We start from the raw sequence: 17,142 nt of genomic DNA, 5'->3' as shown, positions 1-17,142 counted from the left end.
TTCCTGGTCAAGCAGACTGGCCGGATGGCATTCTCGACCGGGTTGGTGTCGAGCTCGAGACGTCCGCCTTCGAGGAAGCGGGTCAGCCCCTGCCAATGATTGAGGACATAGCGGATGTCCTCGGCGAGCGTCTAACCGATCGGCCGCGTTGCAACGTAAATCTTCAGATCAGCACCGGCCGCGATCATCGTGATGCTCGCAGCACGCGGATGACCCGGGACAGCTGCTCGGCATCAATGGCCGTTCGTCCGCAACACGATATCACCGATCGCGATCTTAAGCTTGATTGCCGGAGCCTGACGCTCCCCCAACGCACCTCCCAGCACCAGCGGCGCGAATGTCGGCTGCGACGCCTCGCACGCCGGCAACAGGCCTCGGCGTCGAAAGCGCCGTCGCCAGCCCTAGATCCGCCAGTGCGTCTCTCCATACTTGCGCGCCACCTCGGACACCTGGGCACAGGTAACAGGCTCTCGGCGACGATCCGAGCTCTCTCCGCTTCTGAACGCACACGGCGCCTCGACGGCCCTCCAAGAACCTCCAGCCGGCTCACCGCCCCTGCCAATGAGCCGTCAAAATGCGCGTCATTTTTGCTGTCCAATCCATCCCGACCTCCGTCGAAGCCGGACGCTTCTCGCACAGCTATCCAGATCCGAAGCAAGGGTTCCGGCTAAGCGCTTACCGTAAGTCTCTGGGCGACAGGTGCCGATGCGAGCTTACGCTTCACTACGCGCGGGGCAGGGGCAGACCGCTCGGGCTATTGCTGCGGCACCAGGTCATTCGTCGCTTTCCCCTGAGGGCCTACCTCGCTGTCTGCCATCCCCCAGCAGATCGAGAAGCCGGCGCCGAACCTTTCTTGGATACGAGATCTCCGTCTGCGCACATTATGGCTGCACCATGCGGCACATCGACGTTGTCCGGCGAGCTTGCCCGCTGGACATTCGTAGTGATACGTCATGACCAGCGCGCGCGCACCATCCATAGATTCTGTGATCATCCTTCTCGGTGACAATGTTCGATGTCGCCTGTCCGCGCTCGTCACCCAAATTGTTCGGCTGCACACTCTACGGAGCAAAGCGCTCGCTGAATCGCACCCTTTACTCGATCAATGGGGCCGTTCACATCCGATGAATGTCTCGCCGATGCGCGGCGACTACAGGTGCGCCTTCTCCGCAACCGCACCGGCTTCACTACTCTCAAAGCACCCACAACTCCTTTGTTCAATCCGGCGTCTATGAGATCATACGCACGACAAAGCGCGCGGCTCGCATCGCGGCAACATAAATCGCTCAAGAGTCTCATTAGATTTCTTCAACGACTATCGGCAGGAACTACTGGATTCTTCGCATTCCGTTTTGATCTATCGGGAGATAGAAGCGCTCGGGTCGAAAGGCGCCAAGCACCTCACATGATCCGTCCCTTGCAATTTCCCTGGTGAGCAGTAGCGCGACATATGGGGCAAGCGTGACGCCTGCGTGCGTCACCGCAATGAATATCTGTGCTTGACCAGGTAGTCGCCCGACGATCGGGTAGCCATCTTTGGGGACGGGGCAGGTCCCTCTCCGCGCGGCAATGGACTTCCCAAGGGAGGGGTCTTTGAGTTCGCCCCTTACTAACGAGACATTCTCTCTGGCAGCCGTGACCTCTACACCAGAGTCGCTAAGACCCGTGGGGTCGCCGGCATTGCCGACGATGAGAGAAGAAGGCCCGTTTGCGCGGAAATGAATATGGTTAGCAAAGACAACGTGCTCGATGGGAGGGCCGAAATACGGTATTTGTGTCAGCACTTTGGGCGACTCATGAACCAATGGCGCATACGCGAGATCTTCAAGCAGCGCGTTGATTCCCGTGCCGCTGGCCAGCACGACTGCATCGACAAGGTAGCAAGTACGATCAGTCCAGACCACGGCGCCTCGGTTGAGAGGCTCTATCTTTATACATTTTTCAGAGACGCGGTGGGCTAGTCCGGTAGCGACGGCAGCGTCGATCATGAGCTTCGTGAAATAAACAGAATCGAGCCATCCCTCCTGAGGAACCCGCACAATAACTTCGGGACCCCCCACGATGCAAAGATTTGGCTCAAGGTTCAATGCATCATTTCGTGAAAGGTACTGGACGGTCCTTCCTAGCCCCGCGGCCATACTGGCTGCCTGAAGTAACTTCTTATTTTGCGTGGAATCGGTTGACCAACGCAATGTTCCGGTTGCTCTGATGGCGTCTACCAGACCAAGGGGGCGTGCAAGTTCCATATGGTAGTCAAGGGCTTCAGACCTGAACTGCATGTAGTCCGATGTCGCCGCAGCAAAGAAGTTCAGGCACGCGAAACTTGATCCGGTCGCTCCAGAGCCGGGCGCGGCGCCATCAAACAACAGTACCGTCATTTCGTTCGCGGCGAAATGAAGCGCGAGCGACGCGCCCATAATCCCAGCTCCAACAACAGCGACCAACATCGATTCCTCCTTCAGCCGGCCGGGTGCTCGTTGGAACAGAAGCTATCGGCAAAAAGGGGCTCCGCCACGTCGTGATCGCTCGCTCTATTGTGTCTCTGCTGGCGACAAGTCAACACATCAATCGGGGGCGCTGACAGAGGGGATTGTGGTCGTTATTCCATGCCGAACACCTGCAGATGATGTTGGCTCGACATTAATCGACTAGTCAGTGACATGCGTCTTTGATCCAGAACAACTACTAACGCCGGTAGTGGATGCAAATTGTTGCATGTCGACATAGCGTTGCAGAGTCGGGCACCAATTTCCGATACGGACATTCTGAGGTGGCACTGAGCGAGGCTCATCGCCTCATCACCCAACTTCTTGTCGTAACACCAACATGATCATCAATTTGTAGAGGCTCCCCGTTGATTTCATCCATTTTCAGTCGCATGATTCTCTTCTGGGACGCTCAATCTAGGATAACATCACTATTCGCGCCGCTCACAGAAGCGAGTCGACGCGTGTTCGACTGCACCAAGTTAGGAGATTCATCCGCGCGGCGCTACGGGCGCGCGCCGCTCGCGACCGCGAATCACAAGGGAAACGGAATCAGTCCGCGCGAACTCTTTTCAACGACCTCCACTCGGCGGCGCTGCCACGTGGCGTTCAGCACCGCGGCGGCCTTGATGCTCTCATGAGCGTCCGAGATTCACTAGCTTGAGGCCGTGCAGACCCGCCTGGCGAGCCAGCTCAGGAACGCCAACCGCGGATCGGCCGACATCCATGCCGGGGACTTCGCACCGGCCATCACTGTACGCCGATCGCGACGATCCCCGCGCCGAGACAATGCGCCCCAGCTGGCGGCTTCACGTAGGTGGCGTCGATCCACAGAGAGGGTCATCGCGCTCGACCGGACGGGCGAGGAACGTCCCGTCAACTATCAAGCATGCTAATTGATCTTGATGTCAGAAAAGGCGACTGATTGCCGAATGAAGGTTGGGCTGTTCAGTCGGGCTCCTCAACCGTCGCTCCTGGGGTGTTCGGCATGAAACGTGAACCACAATTTGTACTCGCCAATGGTCCTGATCGATGCACGCCCGCAGAAATGCTGCGTGCACAGATTTGCTCCAATCTTGAACTCTCCGTCCTCATGGAAGCGCATGATGGCCTCTCCGCCGCGATCGCTGAGCGCGCAGGGTTCAAAGGTCTCTGGGCGTCGGGTCTTTCAATCGCTTGTTCTCTCGGCTATCGTGATGTCAACGAAGCGTCATGGAGCCAACTTGTCGATGCGGTCGAGCGGATCGTGGGCTCGACCAAACTGCCCGTTCTGGTTGACGGCGATGGCGGCTTCGGTAATTTCAACAATGCGCGCCTCCTCGCCCGCAAGCTCCGTCAGCGAGGTGCTGCGGGCGTTGCGCTGGAGGACAGCTGCTTTCCAAAGATGAACTCGCTCATTGGCGATCGTCATCCCCTCGCCGATATCGACGAATTCTCAGGCCGCCTGCGGGCAGTCAAGGATACAGTCGCGGAAGACTTGGTCCTCGTGGCCCGGATCGAGGCGTTGATCGCGGGGCATGGAATGGACGACGCAATTTTACGCGCTCACGCCTACGCGGACGCGGGTGCGGATGCGATCCTGATTCACTCGCGAAAGAGCAGCGCGGACGAGGTCCTTTCCTTCACCCGCACCTGGCAAAGCCGATTGCCCGTCGTGATTGTTCCAACGACGTACTATCGAACACCGGTCTCTGCCTATCGTAATGCCCGCATCTCAACAGTGATCTGGGCCAACCATTCCGTACGAGCTGCAATAGCGGCAATGCGGCAGATCTGCCATCGCATCATTGCTGAAGAAGGTGTTGCCGGTATCGAGCCCAACATTGCGACGCTCGACGACGTCTTCGAACTGTTGGGGTATGACGAACTTGCCCGCGCGGAAGCGCGCTATCTTCACCCTCCTGACTGAGGGCGATGACCTCTCATTTGCGCGCAGCCACTCAATCTCGAAGGACCACCGCCATGCAACCGGCCGCCTTCCTGGTACGCTCCACCGCATTATTCAGTGCAGCACAGGCGTCCCCTCCCAGAATTAGATGCGTCATATACGGGCGCGACAGCTCTTGCGCGGCTGATCCGAAACATGCTGCAGATCTACGGGCTCATTTCCCTGCACTGGGCGGCGCGGTTTGCTGTCGCCCGCGATTACGGACGACTTTATTAGATACCGACAACGAAATCTTGTCCCGCATCGTGAGCCGGTTGTCGGTTCCAAGCCAATGTTGTCGTGTTGACGACGTGAGACAAAGCGAAAAATCAGCAATTTTCAATCTGGCGCGTTGCTTGCTTTGTTCGCGCTGTCGGCGTCGATCGCCTGCGAAGGCATCGAGCATAGTTTTGCAACTTTAAGCGAAGACGGGGAGACTGGCTGTGTCGCAAACTGAGGTAGAGCGATTTGTCAACGATCTAGGGAAAAAGCGCAATCTGCTCGAAAACGCAAAACCGAGTGCTATAGGTCTTGCATCAATTGTAGCGGTCGGAAAAAGCCACGGCTACAATTTTACTCTTGATGAAGCGAAGAGTTACATCCGGTATCGAAGCCGACACGAGTTGATTAGTAAGCAGCTCGATGCAACTGTCGGCGCCAAACCTGATTCGAGTGTTGCGATTTCGACCGGTGTTGTGCAGGCCGCTGGGTCGGCCAGGTCCGCTGCGGAGGTGCCCACGAGCGACGTACAGGTCGCGGAAGCGCACTCTAACTTCGCCTCGGCAGTCCAGCCCGTCGCTGTTGTTCTGGTTGTTGTTGTTGCGGTCGCGGCCTGACATGCCTTTCGCTCTGACCGCATTGGCTCGTGCTCAAGGAGACGAGAAGTGCGACGAGAACATGAAAGCAGGCCTCGTCCGGGGTGAGATCATTGCCATTAGGCTTATAAGATGCTGCTTCAAGGTTTATCCGTAACGTGATGACGCGCGCTGCCGCCGAACACTACCGACAGAGTTTTGACCGTCGCACCCCCGAGCAACTGCGCACCCTGTCGCACGTTAAGCGCTTTACGGAGCGGTTAGCCGGTGACGTGGAGTTCCGGAAGGCGCTTTCGGAGAACGTCGACGCCCCTCGTACGGTAACAGAGCGCTACGGCATCGAAGTTGACCCAATGGAAATGTTGCCGCTCTGGCACGGAGACTACCAAAGATACCGCTTCAAGCCGGAGTCTGCCCAGTGGCCGCTGGCTACGATGTGGGACGAACATCTGCGCGAGATGTTGCGCCATCGCGACCTCCTGCGCGACGAAGGCGAAATGTCGACGATTAACCCTCGTTTCCATGCCTGGCGCGAGCGCCAAATCCGGCGCTGCAACGACGAATTGGGCGCATCATCGCTATCGGTCACGTACCCGATCATCGCCTTCGAGCTGAGCGAAGGCTGCACCGTTGGTTGCTGGTTCTGTGGCCTCTCTGCCGGCCGGTTCAAAGGCTATTACGACTACAGCAAAGAGCAGGCAGAGCGTTGGCGTGGCGTAGTTGGCGTCGCGAGCGAGGTGTTTGGTTCGGCAGCCCGCACTGGCTTCTGCTACTGGGCTACAGATCCTATGGACAACCCACACTACGATCGCCTTCTGTTCGACTACTATCGGATCACGGGCGCATTGCCGCAGACAACGACCGCTGCGCCGCTTAAGGATCGGGCACTCACCAGGCGCGTGCTCAGATTGTTCAACCTATATGGCACCACGCCCAATCGTTTCTCTGTGCTGAGCAAAACACATCTCAATCAGATCCATAAGGCGTTTTCGCCAGAGGAGCTGCTAGGGGTCGAACTCATCCTGCAGGGCAAGGAGGCGCCGACCGCAAAGGCTTTCGCCGGACGCGCGCGCGAGCGGAAGGGGAAGCTCAGGTCCGCCATCAAAGATGATGCAATCGCGTTGTTCGAACGCGATCATACCACGATCGCGTGTGTTTCCGGCTTCCTCGTGAATATGCAGCAGGGACGTTTGCAACTGGTGACGCCGGTACCGGGGAGCGAACGCTGGCCTCTCGGTTACCGCATCTTGGGTGAACGTTTCTTCAGGACGCCTGACGAGTTCCGCGAGGGGCTGCTGAGCATGATCGACCAGTATATGCTCGAGAGCCCAGCCCCCCACCTGCCGATCCGCTTCCGCAAAGACCTGCAATACAAAGCAGGGAACCGGTACTTCCAGCTCCGCGCCCGCAACATGGAACACCGGGTGCCCGACGACGTCGCTCCGATTTCCGTTGGCGATCTCATCGCGTTCGGCAACTGCACAGCGTCGGAGCTGGTTATGCGGGTCACGACTGACGGAACGAGCGTACTTGCAGTCGCTGACTTGCTCGATCGGTTGCACGCGGCCGGGGTAATCGAAGACGACCTGGACGACCGCTTCGCCTGGCAGACCAGCAATTGGACGACGAGCCGCATCGAAGCTGCCAAATACGCAGGCTCCCGCACGAACATAGATCATGCCGATTCGCACTGAGGTACTACGTCAGTATCGAGGAGCTGCGGCATCTTACCATCTCGCAGGGTGGATTGGGGTGGCAAGCCGTTTCGCATCCACCGTCCGCGGCTTCATGGCGCGCAGAACCGACATGACCGCAGAACCTGTTCTTGGCGTGCCGGGCTCTCCTAGGCAGCTCGAACTCATTCGGTCTACCACCTGCCTGAGCTCTGCCAGATGGGCTTTGGTAGCTCTGCGCTGGACGCGACCGAAGGACTTCCGCGCTCGCGGTTTCGAGCCAAGTCCTCGTTTTTTGCACATCCGCGAGTACGACTGGAACGCAGCACGCTCTTGGTCAAGACCGGCTCGACCCGACCTGATCCTTGGCGTGGCGCCGCTTAATGTCGGGAGCGAAGCGGTGTGTCGGCTCATTCACCGCCCCGGCTCTAGCACCCTCCGCTGGGCTAGCGCGTTCATACCTTCCAGTCTCCAGGCAACGAACGTGACACGGAAACATGGCTCGAAGCGCGCCGCCTAGGGCATTTGCTGAATTAGTTGACGTCGTGTTCACGGCTCCAATCACGGAGTCGCGCAGAAGTTCGCATTGCCGTCCAGCGTATGAGGCTGTGGCCGGGCGAACGCGCCCAGCCTATCACAAATAATGTGGCATCGCATGAGTATCGGTGTGCCAATCGTCTTAGTCAACATGCCTATGTCGGCAGTCGAAAGACCGTCGTTGGCGCTTGGTCTGCTGAAGTCAGCGCTGACCCAGGCTGGGCTGCAAGCCACGATCGCATATCCCAACATCTGGTTTTTGGAATACATAGGCATTGCCGACTATGGGCCTCTTGAGAGTTGCCCGCCAGAGGAGGCGCTGGTTGATTGGCTGTTCGCGGGCGTTGCTTTTCCCGACTTCGCGCCTGAAGAAAGCGCCTTCCTGGACCTTTATTTCGAACGTAACCCGATACACGCAGGCAAATCGTTGGCCGAGCGTCGCGCGAATTTCCTCAGGCTGCGCTCGCTAATCGGCGGGTTTATTGATTGGACGGCTGACAAGATATTGGAGCAGCGGCCGGCCATGGTCGGGTGCAGCTCGACCTTCACCCAGCATGTTCCCTCGCTCGCGTTGCTGCGCCGACTGAGCGAGCGCTCACCGGATCTTGTCACTTTCATGGGGGGCGCAAACTGCGAGTCGGTAATGGGGCGGAGCACTCACATGCGTTTCCCATGGGTGGACTATGTCGTGTCGGGCGAGGCCGACTTACTGATCGGCCCGCTGTGTTGGGACATCCTTAATCGCGGCAGAGACATTCCCCCTGCTGACCTGCCGTATGGCGTTTTCGGTCCGGCGCATCGCGAGGCCGGTTATCCCGCTGCGTCGACGCGCGACTTAGTGCCCCGCGCAGTGATCGAGAACATGGGTGACCTGCCGCTGCCCGATTTCTCGGACTATTTTGCCGAGCTCGACGCGTCGATCTACGCCGACCGCATCCATGCCGGGCTGCCGATGGAGTTCTCTCGAGGCTGCTGGTGGGGCGAGCGGAGCCACTGCACGTTTTGTGGGCTGAACGGCGGATCGATGACCTATCGCCAGAAACCCGCGAGGCAGGCCGCAGAGGAGATGATTGAGATGTCGGCGCGCTACGGTTTGTCGCGCATCGAAGCGGTGGACAATATTCTGGCCACTGATTACCTAAAAAAGGCGCTGCCTCGCCTCACCGCGCTACCCGAGAAGCTCGCGATTTTCTTTGAGGTCAAAGCCGACCTGAAGCGCCACGAAGTGGAGAAGCTGGCTGCCGCGGGCGTCCGCTGGATCCAACCGGGTATCGAGAGCCTGGATACCCGTGTTTTGAAGCTGATGCGCAAAGGAACGAGCTCAGCGCATAATGTCCAACTCTTGAAGTGGTGCCGTCAGCACGGCGTGCGGGTCAGTTGGAGTTTGCTGTGGGGCTTCCCCGGCGAGAGCGACGCATGGTATGCGGAAATGGCTCCTTTGCTACCGCTGCTGCATCATCTACAGCCGGGACCTGCGGTGCGTTTGCGGTACCAGCGCTACAGCCCCTATCATTACGCAGCCGAGAAACATGGATTGAAGCTGCGCCCGGCCGTCTCCTATCGCTACGTCTATCCGTTGTCGGAGCGCGATCTGGCGGATCAAGTTTACTACTTCGAAGACAGTGAAGACGACGACGTCGGCGGCCATTTCGCGGCGCGCAGCGCTAATCGCCGTCCGGGGCTAAGCGCTGTCGCCAAGGGTATCGATGCCTGGCTGGAAGCCTGGTACGAGCCGAATTTGTCTATGCTGTCGATGCGGGACAGCGGCGACGAGATCATAGTCGAGGACACGCGAGCCGTTGCAGTCGAGCGCGAACACCGGGTCAGGGGCCTCGCGCGGGAAATTCTTCTCGCTGCGGACGAAAGCTCGCCTGAAACCCGCCTGCGCGAACAGCTGAGCGGGACGAATGTAATGCAGGCCGAGATTGAGGCTACGATAGCTGACATGATCGCTCGCAAATTGATTGTGCGGCTGGACGCGCGGCTGGTTGGGCTCGCGCTCTGGCATCCCTATACGCCAATCCCTCCGACGACTGCGTTCCCTGGAGGCTATTTCGACCGACGTGCCGCCATTGGGTACCTCGCGTGAATGAGGAAAACTGCGGGGGGTACCTCGGAGGGAGACGCTTCTTGTCAGGCGCACGACGAGATGCCAAGTATGGCGGAGCGGAGATTTCAAGCTTTTGGAAGTGTTGTCTCCATATGTTCCTCCGGACTGGCAGCACGGCGAACAGTGGGCACCGGAAGAGCTCAAGGAGGGAATGCGCTTGCACAACGGCTTGCCAAGTGTGTCTGAGCCAGAGACAAGTCTAAGCCTTCGGGGCGTAAACTACAGGGCCAGCATTGGGCCACCAAGCCTGGAGCACGAAATTTTCCTCAGCCGAAGCTGATTACAAGGCGACCTTCAGCACGTGTTACGTTCAAACGACGGGTTATCGGCGCAAGCGCCGGGCCGTCTTAACCGTAGTCGCCTGGCTCAACGAGACTGGCCAGCAGCGCCTATGCCTTGAGCTGCGCATCGACAGTTTCCCCGGCCTCGTCGCTGAGACCGCCGGAGACACGGCGCAGTGCCGACCGCGCGCGCGTCAATTGGTTGTTCACAACCGAAAAACTCGTGCAAAAATGGCGTGCCAAATCAGGTCAATCTCAACCAATCAAGACCTCTGTGTCGAGGTGCTGGTCAGCTTCTCGAAAGCCGACCTTCTAGCATTCGAACCTGGTCTCTAGCTGTCGATGCCGCCTATGACTCAACTGGTGACTGCGCTCCTCGCTAACAACCTCCTTGCCGATTCCAAGGCGGTCGGCAGGCTGCGTTACATGGACGTCGGTATCGAACGCTCCTAATTTCATCTGCTGGGGTGCCGCAGCCCATTGAGGAAAGCTTCGATCAGATCCTGCCAACCGCTGCCGCGATCGCGCCCCCTTCAAACAAGCGTTTTTCGTGATCGTGCAGCTCCATACCTGCAGCTCCTTCGACGACGTGAACAAGCCCGTGTCGCGCCTCGCCGCCAACATCCCACTCATCAAGCGCAACCTAGCGCCGCTGTCGTTCGCCGATGCGCCCCGGCAGACCTATACGCAAAGCCGTGCTCGGTGCTTACGAGTTGAAGAAAATCGACCTTCTCAAGGACGCCTTCATCTGGGGCTATGAGCGCTCGGCCGCTCGCTACTGTGCCGTTCGCCGATCCCTCGGCGAACCCGACTTCGCTACCGCGAACAGTTTCGCGAGCTCATCGCCGAACTTGTCCGCGCGCGCGTAGGTCCCGCATCGCGAGCGAGCTGGCAAAAAACGACGTCAAGAACGAACTGGCCACCGAAGCACAGACCGCGCTCGAGTGTCTCGATACCGCGTTACAAAGAGAAAGCCTGCCGGCCGGCCTCGATCTCGCGATCACTGGCGGGCTAGGTCGATCGATCGCGTCAATGATCGGCCTCACCGCAGATCGCTGCGGCATCCAATTGCCCCTTGCGAGCTGGGGAGCCGGAACCCAGCCATTGTCGGCGCTCGCCTTCGCCGAGCAAAACCAGGGCGATGCGCAAGTCCAAGTCCAAGACCACGATCGACGTGCTAATTGCGCTTCGCCCTGCGCTGCCCGGATGGTTGTCGAAGTCCATAAGTCAACCCTCGTGCCTCATGGCTGAACGTTATCTCACCCTGTCGCGCGAGGTCGGCCTGAAGCCTTGGGCGTTGCCGCGACCGCCTCGGGACGGCCTGTTCATCTGCTTGAGAAGGACATCTGGGTTGTGTAGGGGCTGGATGGTCTGTTTGCATCACCGCTCGGCGAGCATGTCGTCTCTAAGGGCGGTACGTCGCTGTCGAAAGGCTACAAGGCTATTCGTCAATTCTATGCCCACGGCAACCGCTCTCCGGTTCTCACCGCAGGGGGGAGCGGAGAGCGAGGCTCGAAGCTACGCGGGGCGTTGCTCAAAGTTACTTGGGTTCGGCCGGTATTTCGGGCAATGCCGTGGCGCCTAACTGCTCGAGGCCTGGTGAGGAAGTCGCAGCCGATGGCACGGTGGTCGACCGGGCTGCGCCCATTGGGGAGCGGCCGACGATAATGGTGAGCAGACCTTGGCCCCACAGCCGCTGTGCGACCCTCTTGGCGTCCTCCAACGTCACTGCATCGACGACGGCGTTATGCTGTTTGACATAGTCGATCGGCAGCTTATCAAGCTGATGCTTCAGCAGCGTTCGCGCAAACTTCGAGGAAGTGTTGAGGGCCAGCATCTGTGAGCCCTTCAGGTAAGACTTTGCATCGTCGAGTTCTTGCTGGGTCGGTCCTTCCTCGGCGATTCGGCGGGCTTGATTCTCGATCTGTTCGACCGTCTCGCCAGCGCGATCGGCGCGGGTGCCGCTATTGCCGACAAACATGGCGGAATGATCCATCCAGACCAAGCGCTCGTGGACCGAATAGGCCAGCCCGCGCTTCTCGCGGACTTCGCGGAACAGCCGCGACGTCAGACCGGTGCCGCCGAGGATGTGGTTGACGACATAGGCCGCCATGAAATCGGGCTCGCTGCGGCGGACGCCGGGACCGCCGAAAGTCACAACGGTCTGGGGCACATCGAGCGGAATGAAGACGCGCTGCGGCGGTCTTGCTGCGACCACGTCGGGCACCGGCGTCGACTCCGCCATGGCCGGCAGGCCGCCAAAAGTTCTGTCAAGCAATTTGCACAGGGCCTCCGGATCGACGTCGCCGACCACCGCGATCTTGAGCGTGTCTTTTGCCATCACGCGTCGGACATAGCGCTTGAGATCCGCGACCTCGATCTTTGGCACGCTCTCGATCGTGCCTCGTGCCTCCCTAGCATAAGGATGATCGTTAAAGGCGACTTCGAGGAATTTGCGATTGGCGAGGGACGAGGGATCGGTCGAGTCTTGCCGAAGGTTCGCAAGCATGCTGGCGCGAATCCGTTCGACATCGGCCGCGTCGAAACGCGGCGAGGTTAGTGCCATCCGTAACAGGTCGAAGGCCTCGTCCCTGTTGTCTTCGAGCGTGCGCAAGGCACCGCGGAGGTGATCGCGGGTCGATTCAAAGTTCAGCTCAATCGCGCGACGGTCGAGCCGCTCATGAAAGGTCTGGGAATCTAGATCGCCGGAGCCTTCACCGAGTAGGCCAGAAACCATGTAGCCGACGCCGGGTTTATCGGTGGGGTCTTGGGTCGCGCCGCCGCCGAATGCGTATTCCATCGCAATCAACGGGACAGTGGCGTCCTGCACGAACCAGGCTACTATACCGCAAGATGACACCAGGCGCTGGATCTTGGTCGCGCCACGCGTTCCGACCGCGGAGCGTGAACTTGGCGACGCGAACATCGCGGTCGAGAGCGAGGCTCCGCCGGCGAGGACCGCAAGACGTGTGAAGGAATAGGTCATGATCGCTTCTCCTGGTGGTTCCGCGTTGACCCTTTCATAAGATAGCCGGTCACGGACCGCTTCTTGTCGAGCCATCTCCCAGCGGCCGCGCGCACCTGGTCGGCGGTGACGGCGCGGATGCCGTCCTGCCAGCCTCGGACTTCGTCGATGCTGAGTCCAGTCGTGAGCCCACCACCATACCAGGTCGCGAGCGTTTGTTGGCTGTCCTGGGCGTAGGTTGCTTGCGCGATCAGCTGCGTCTTGACCCGCTCGAGATCCTCGGTGCGCGCGCAACTGTGCGCAATATCGGCTATCACTTGGTCGATGGCGCACTCAATCTCCCCGAATCCGACGCCGGGCTTCGGGGTCGCAGAAATCTCGAATTGCGAAGGATCGAGCGAGGTACGCTCGTAGCTAGTCTCCGTCGTGATCGCAATCTGCTTGTCGACTACCAACGCGCGATAAAGATGTGAGTTGGCGCCGCCACCCATCGATTGCGCGAGCACATCAAGCACGGGACTCTCGCCCGCGGCCGCGGGGTGAGCCGACGGCACGAGATAATAACGGCGCAAGATTGGCTGCTCGACGCGGGGATCGGTCAGCGTCACGGTACGCGGCGCGGCCGGCGTCGGCTCCTGCGGTCGCAGGCGTTCCGCGGGAATTGATGGTTGCGAGGGGATGTGGCCATAATTCTTCTCCACCATAGGGCGGATCGCATTTGCGTCGACGTCACCGGCGATGATCAGGATGGCGTTGTTCGGCGCGTAAAAACGCTTGTAGAAGGCGAGCGCGTCCTCGCGATCGAACTTTTCGATTTCCTGACGCCAGCCGATCACAGGGCGGCCGTAGGGATGGTTGAGGTAAAGCGCGGCCATCATCTGCTCGGCGAGCTGCGCATCCGGCTTATTAGCGACCGACTTATTGAGTTCCTCCAGCACCACGTCGCGCTCGGACATCACGCTCTCCTCTTTGAGGATGAGGCCCGTCATGCGGTCGGCTTCAAATTCCATCATCTTACCGAGCTGCTCGCGCGGCACGTGCTGGAAATAGGTGGTATAGTCGGTCCCGGTGAAGCCGTTCTGGTTGCCGCCGCAGCGCTGCACGGTCTGAGAGAATTCACCCGCCGGATGTTTGGATGTGCCCTTGAACATCAGGTGTTCGACGAAATGCGCAAGCCCCGATTTGCCGGGTGGCTCGTCGGCGGAGCCGACCTTATACCAGATCATCTGAGTCGCAACGGGCGTCCGACGATCCGCAATCACCACGACCTGCAGGCCGTTCTGAAGCGTGAAGCTGGTTGGTCGATCCGACCCGACCGTGTCCCGGACAAGGACGCTTTCGTGCTCAGGAAGGTATCCAAGGTCACCATCCGCGCTATCATAAGTTTCGACCGCCAGTGCGGTGCGCGTTGTCAAATCGACGGCACCAGCTGCGGTGCTTCCAACCTTGGCGGTTACCGAACTCAAGGTCTGCATCGCATCGCACTTTCGTTCCAGAGAGCAACGTTCTGTGACAGACAATTCCGACAAAGCGGGAAAGCCGCACACCGTTTAGCAAGCGACGGAGCAAGGGCCGGGCCAACTGCCCGGCGGCCTGCGCACCGCCACGCTGCGCGCCAGCTGGACGCAAAACAAAACGCGGGGCGTACGTTCTGGCTAAAGGTCAACCGCCGGCAAGTCGTGAACACGACAATTGCGCTCGAAAGCGGATAACTTGGCGCCAAATGGCGGAATGACAACTTGCAGCGAACGACAGATCGAGCGGCGACTACGGCGGCGGCCCCAGGCTCGCTGTTACCGCATCAGGATGGGCATCCATCGAAAAGTCTGACGCACGGCGTCGTACCCACGGTTTAACTCGGGCGGCTAGTGAACATTGCCTGTTCGCTGGAGCCAAATCTCTGCGCGCCGGATTCCAGGGAAACGTGTTGTTCCCAAGGTCGTCATTAGATGGCGTTTCTGCAGCATAGGCGCGGCAGGTGCACGTCTCGTCAATGCGATAAAAACTATCGGGGAGAATTCGTTTTGCAGATGTTCAGGATCGCCGATCCTCACATTCCTCACGGCAGACTTCCGTCTGCCCGTTCCACGCATCACTCGCACTTGGGCACAGGCGCGGATATGGCGCCGGTCACGCTCACGATTCAGGGAGAGGCTCATCCGTGTGCTCAGTGCTATCACCTGAGCATTCGCGGGAGGTATTTGAGGTTTCAGGTTCACCATCTTTCGTAATCGCTCCGATACGGACGAAACCGCACTTGAGCGATCACCCAATGCTGCTGCATCTCAAGCCGGAAGTGCACTTAAAGTCGCATGCCAAATGAGATGTTCCAACCACGAAACGTCGTCGTACCGTGTTGAAATATACTAGTCTCGTTTTCTTGCGGAGTTTCGCAGGCGCGAGCGCGCGTGGTGCGCTTTACCTGAGCCCGAGGCTTCCTTCAGGCCAATGACTGAGCCGACCCAAGAGCCACTGCCGACTCCTCTAATGTTGGGTTTGCAACATGATGTCGGGGCCATGACGCCTCCGATTGAGAAAATCGCTTTTGCAAATCAAGCCATTGCATTTGGCACAAGGCTTGAAGAGGGAATATCATCCAGCAGGCCTGTGCAAGGAGGGGCAGTGGTGGCTTACAAGAGTGTCGCCTCTCGGCTTATTGTATGCGGCGGGTACGATGTTCACTTTCCTAGTACCGCGATCCGTCGCAATGCGCGTGTGCGTATGGTCCTGTCGCGTGATTGACTATTGGGTCGTGGTTCGAGACAACATCGATGCGCGTGCGCGCCACGGTGCTGCGCCTGTGCCAGGCCCCGCGCCCGCCGGCATGAACGTCCGTGATGCGGCCGAATTTGAGCAACTCGAGGCCGAGGTGCGGCGCATGGATGCCGACGGACCAGCTGCGGTAGATTGGATCAAGGTCAGTACACTGTCACTCCATATCCTGTCGAACCAGTCAAAGGACATTTTGGTTGCCTGTTGGGCGAGCTATGGTTTGTTTCGGACTGGAGGATACCAGGGTCTTGCCGTCGGTTTAGGGGTTTTGCGCGGCATGGTGGACGCGCATTGGGAGGGGCTCTTTCCGCCGATCAGGCGGGAACGGGCGCGGGTCGCAGCGATCGATTGGCTCTTTGGTCGCGTCGGACCGGAGGTGGCCGAGAATCCGCCAACTGAAGCCGACTATCCGGCAGTGCTCGCCGCCTATGAGGTGCTCGATGATCTCGATGGCCAATTGCGCGAGAAGCTCGTCAATGAGCAAGTCGGGTTGGGCGAGTTACTGAGGGCGCTGCAACCGCATTACGACCAAGCCAAGCGCGTGATCGCCGCGGCGGCCGAAAGTGCGACTGAAGCGGCCACCCAAGCTGCCGAGCCGGCCGCGGTGGCACCGGCAGTATCCATTCTGCCGGTCAAGAGTGCTCAATCGGCAGTAGTGGAGGCATCGCTAACGGCTAGTTCCGATGACGACTGGGCCGGCTTTATCGACCGGTTGCCTGATATGCTGCGGCAAGCTACGGCCGCCCGGCGCGTCATATCTCCCACAGACCCGAAGGTCTATCTGTTCGCTCGCGTCGGCTCGTGGATGCGCTTTGACGCGCTGCCGCCCGATACGGGTGGCCGCACGACCATATGTCCGCCCGCCGATAACATCGCAGCGTTAGAAGCCAAGGTGGCGACCGGTCGGCATGCCGACGTCGTGAATTTGGTCGAAGAGATCGTCTGGATCGCTCCGTTCTGGCTCGATACTCACCGGCACGCCGCCAAAGCGCTGAAGCAAATGGGGCCGCTCTTTGAGCCGGCGGCCGCGGTGGTGCGCGCTGGCTTGGCGCTGCTGGCCATTCGCTATCCGCGGATCTTCGAGCTTCAGTTTAACGACGGCCGGCCTTTTGCGGACGAGGGAACGCGTGCTTGGGTCGCCGCGGGTGGTGCAGACGTGTCGCCGGGCCGTGATCCTGTCGACGCGGCGGTTGCCGAGGCATACAGGCTTATCGGCGGCGGGCAGCCGCAGGCCGCACTCGAGAAGCTGTCCCATGCCTTGAATGGCGTGAGTGGGGAACGAGCGCGGTTCGTGGGCCAGCTTGCGCAAGCACGTTTCTGCATCGAAACCGGCTTCGTCACGACCGCCATCCCGCTGCTGGAGCACATGGAAGAGGTCGTCGCCGAGCGCAATCTCGAAAGCTGGGAGCCCGCGCTCGTACTTGATGTCGCGGAATTGCGCTTTCGCGCGATGACCCATTCCGACTCGCAGCAGATGATTGACGAGCCTCGCCGCCGCGCCGCGCTTGAGCAACTCCGAACGCGGGTCGCAGGTATCGACATCGCACGCGTAAGCCAACTTAGTGGCTAGCTGATC

The 17,142-nt window shown here is 59.6% G+C and carries 9 protein-coding genes and 1 pseudogene; 5 read left to right on the top strand and 5 right to left on the bottom strand.

Annotated elements, in window-relative coordinates:
• Both ABIB80_RS37580 and ABIB80_RS37575 read right to left on the bottom strand, forming a co-directional pair.
• Nucleotides 1-128, bottom strand: a pseudogene (locus ABIB80_RS37580) (IS66 family transposase); the annotation flags it as partial.
• 1,200 nt (nt 129-1,328) lie between these two features.
• On the bottom strand, nt 1,329-2,447 hold the full coding sequence (locus tag ABIB80_RS37575) for an NAD(P)/FAD-dependent oxidoreductase (protein ID WP_354129455.1): 1,119 nt from the start codon (nt 2,445-2,447) through the stop codon (nt 1,329-1,331).
• Between the two features lie 1,087 nt (nt 2,448-3,534).
• On the opposite strand from ABIB80_RS37575, the gene aepX reads away from it, so the two are divergent.
• From aepX to ABIB80_RS37555, 4 genes are all read left to right on the top strand, one after another.
• Nucleotides 3,535-4,395, top strand: coding sequence for a phosphoenolpyruvate mutase (gene aepX, locus ABIB80_RS37570; protein WP_279682380.1), 861 nt, complete (start codon nt 3,535-3,537; stop codon nt 4,393-4,395).
• A 461-nt stretch (nt 4,396-4,856) separates the two neighbouring features.
• Entirely contained in the window at nt 4,857-5,249 is a 393-nt protein-coding gene (locus ABIB80_RS37565) for a Nif11-like leader peptide family natural product precursor (protein WP_354129454.1), read from the top strand.
• A 140-nt stretch (nt 5,250-5,389) separates the two neighbouring features.
• Nucleotides 5,390-6,922, top strand: coding sequence for a radical SAM family RiPP maturation amino acid epimerase (locus tag ABIB80_RS37560; protein WP_354129453.1), 1,533 nt, complete (start codon nt 5,390-5,392; stop codon nt 6,920-6,922).
• A gap of 634 nt (nt 6,923-7,556) precedes the next feature.
• Nucleotides 7,557-9,527: a RiPP maturation radical SAM C-methyltransferase gene (locus tag ABIB80_RS37555; protein WP_279682234.1), complete on the top strand. Its 1,971-nt coding sequence runs from the start codon at nt 7,557-7,559 to the stop codon at nt 9,525-9,527.
• 1,331 nt (nt 9,528-10,858) lie between these two features.
• On the opposite strand, the gene ABIB80_RS37550 is transcribed toward ABIB80_RS37555, so the two are convergent.
• The 3 genes from ABIB80_RS37550 to ABIB80_RS37535 all read right to left on the bottom strand — a co-directional run bounded on the left by ABIB80_RS37550 (nt 10,859) and on the right by ABIB80_RS37535 (nt 14,269).
• Nucleotides 10,859-11,053, bottom strand: a complete 195-nt coding sequence (locus ABIB80_RS37550; protein WP_279682391.1) for a hypothetical protein — start codon at nt 11,051-11,053, stop codon at nt 10,859-10,861.
• A 316-nt stretch (nt 11,054-11,369) separates the two neighbouring features.
• Nucleotides 11,370-12,815 (bottom strand): M16 family metallopeptidase, encoded by a 1,446-nt coding sequence (locus ABIB80_RS37540; RefSeq protein WP_502918775.1) that lies wholly within the window; start codon nt 12,813-12,815, stop codon nt 11,370-11,372.
• Complete coding sequence (locus ABIB80_RS37535; protein WP_502918776.1) at nt 12,812-14,269, bottom strand: M16 family metallopeptidase; 1,458 nt, start codon at nt 14,267-14,269, stop codon at nt 12,812-12,814. Before ABIB80_RS37535 ends, ABIB80_RS37540 begins: the two co-directional genes overlap by 4 nt.
• Before the next feature lie 1,259 nt (nt 14,270-15,528).
• Here ABIB80_RS37535 and tssA point away from each other — a divergent pair.
• The gene (tssA, locus tag ABIB80_RS37530; protein WP_354129451.1) at nt 15,529-17,136 is read left to right on the top strand and encodes a type VI secretion system protein TssA; all 1,608 of its coding nucleotides are present in this window, start codon (nt 15,529-15,531) and stop codon (nt 17,134-17,136) included.
• Nucleotides 17,137-17,142 lie beyond the last annotated feature (6 nt).

Source organism: Bradyrhizobium sp. i1.15.2 (assembly GCF_040548425.1).
In the GTDB taxonomy this organism is placed as follows: domain Bacteria; phylum Pseudomonadota; class Alphaproteobacteria; order Rhizobiales; family Xanthobacteraceae; genus Bradyrhizobium; species Bradyrhizobium canariense.
Note: the sequence above shows the minus strand (reverse complement) of the source record. Positions and strands in the feature narration are given on the sequence as shown.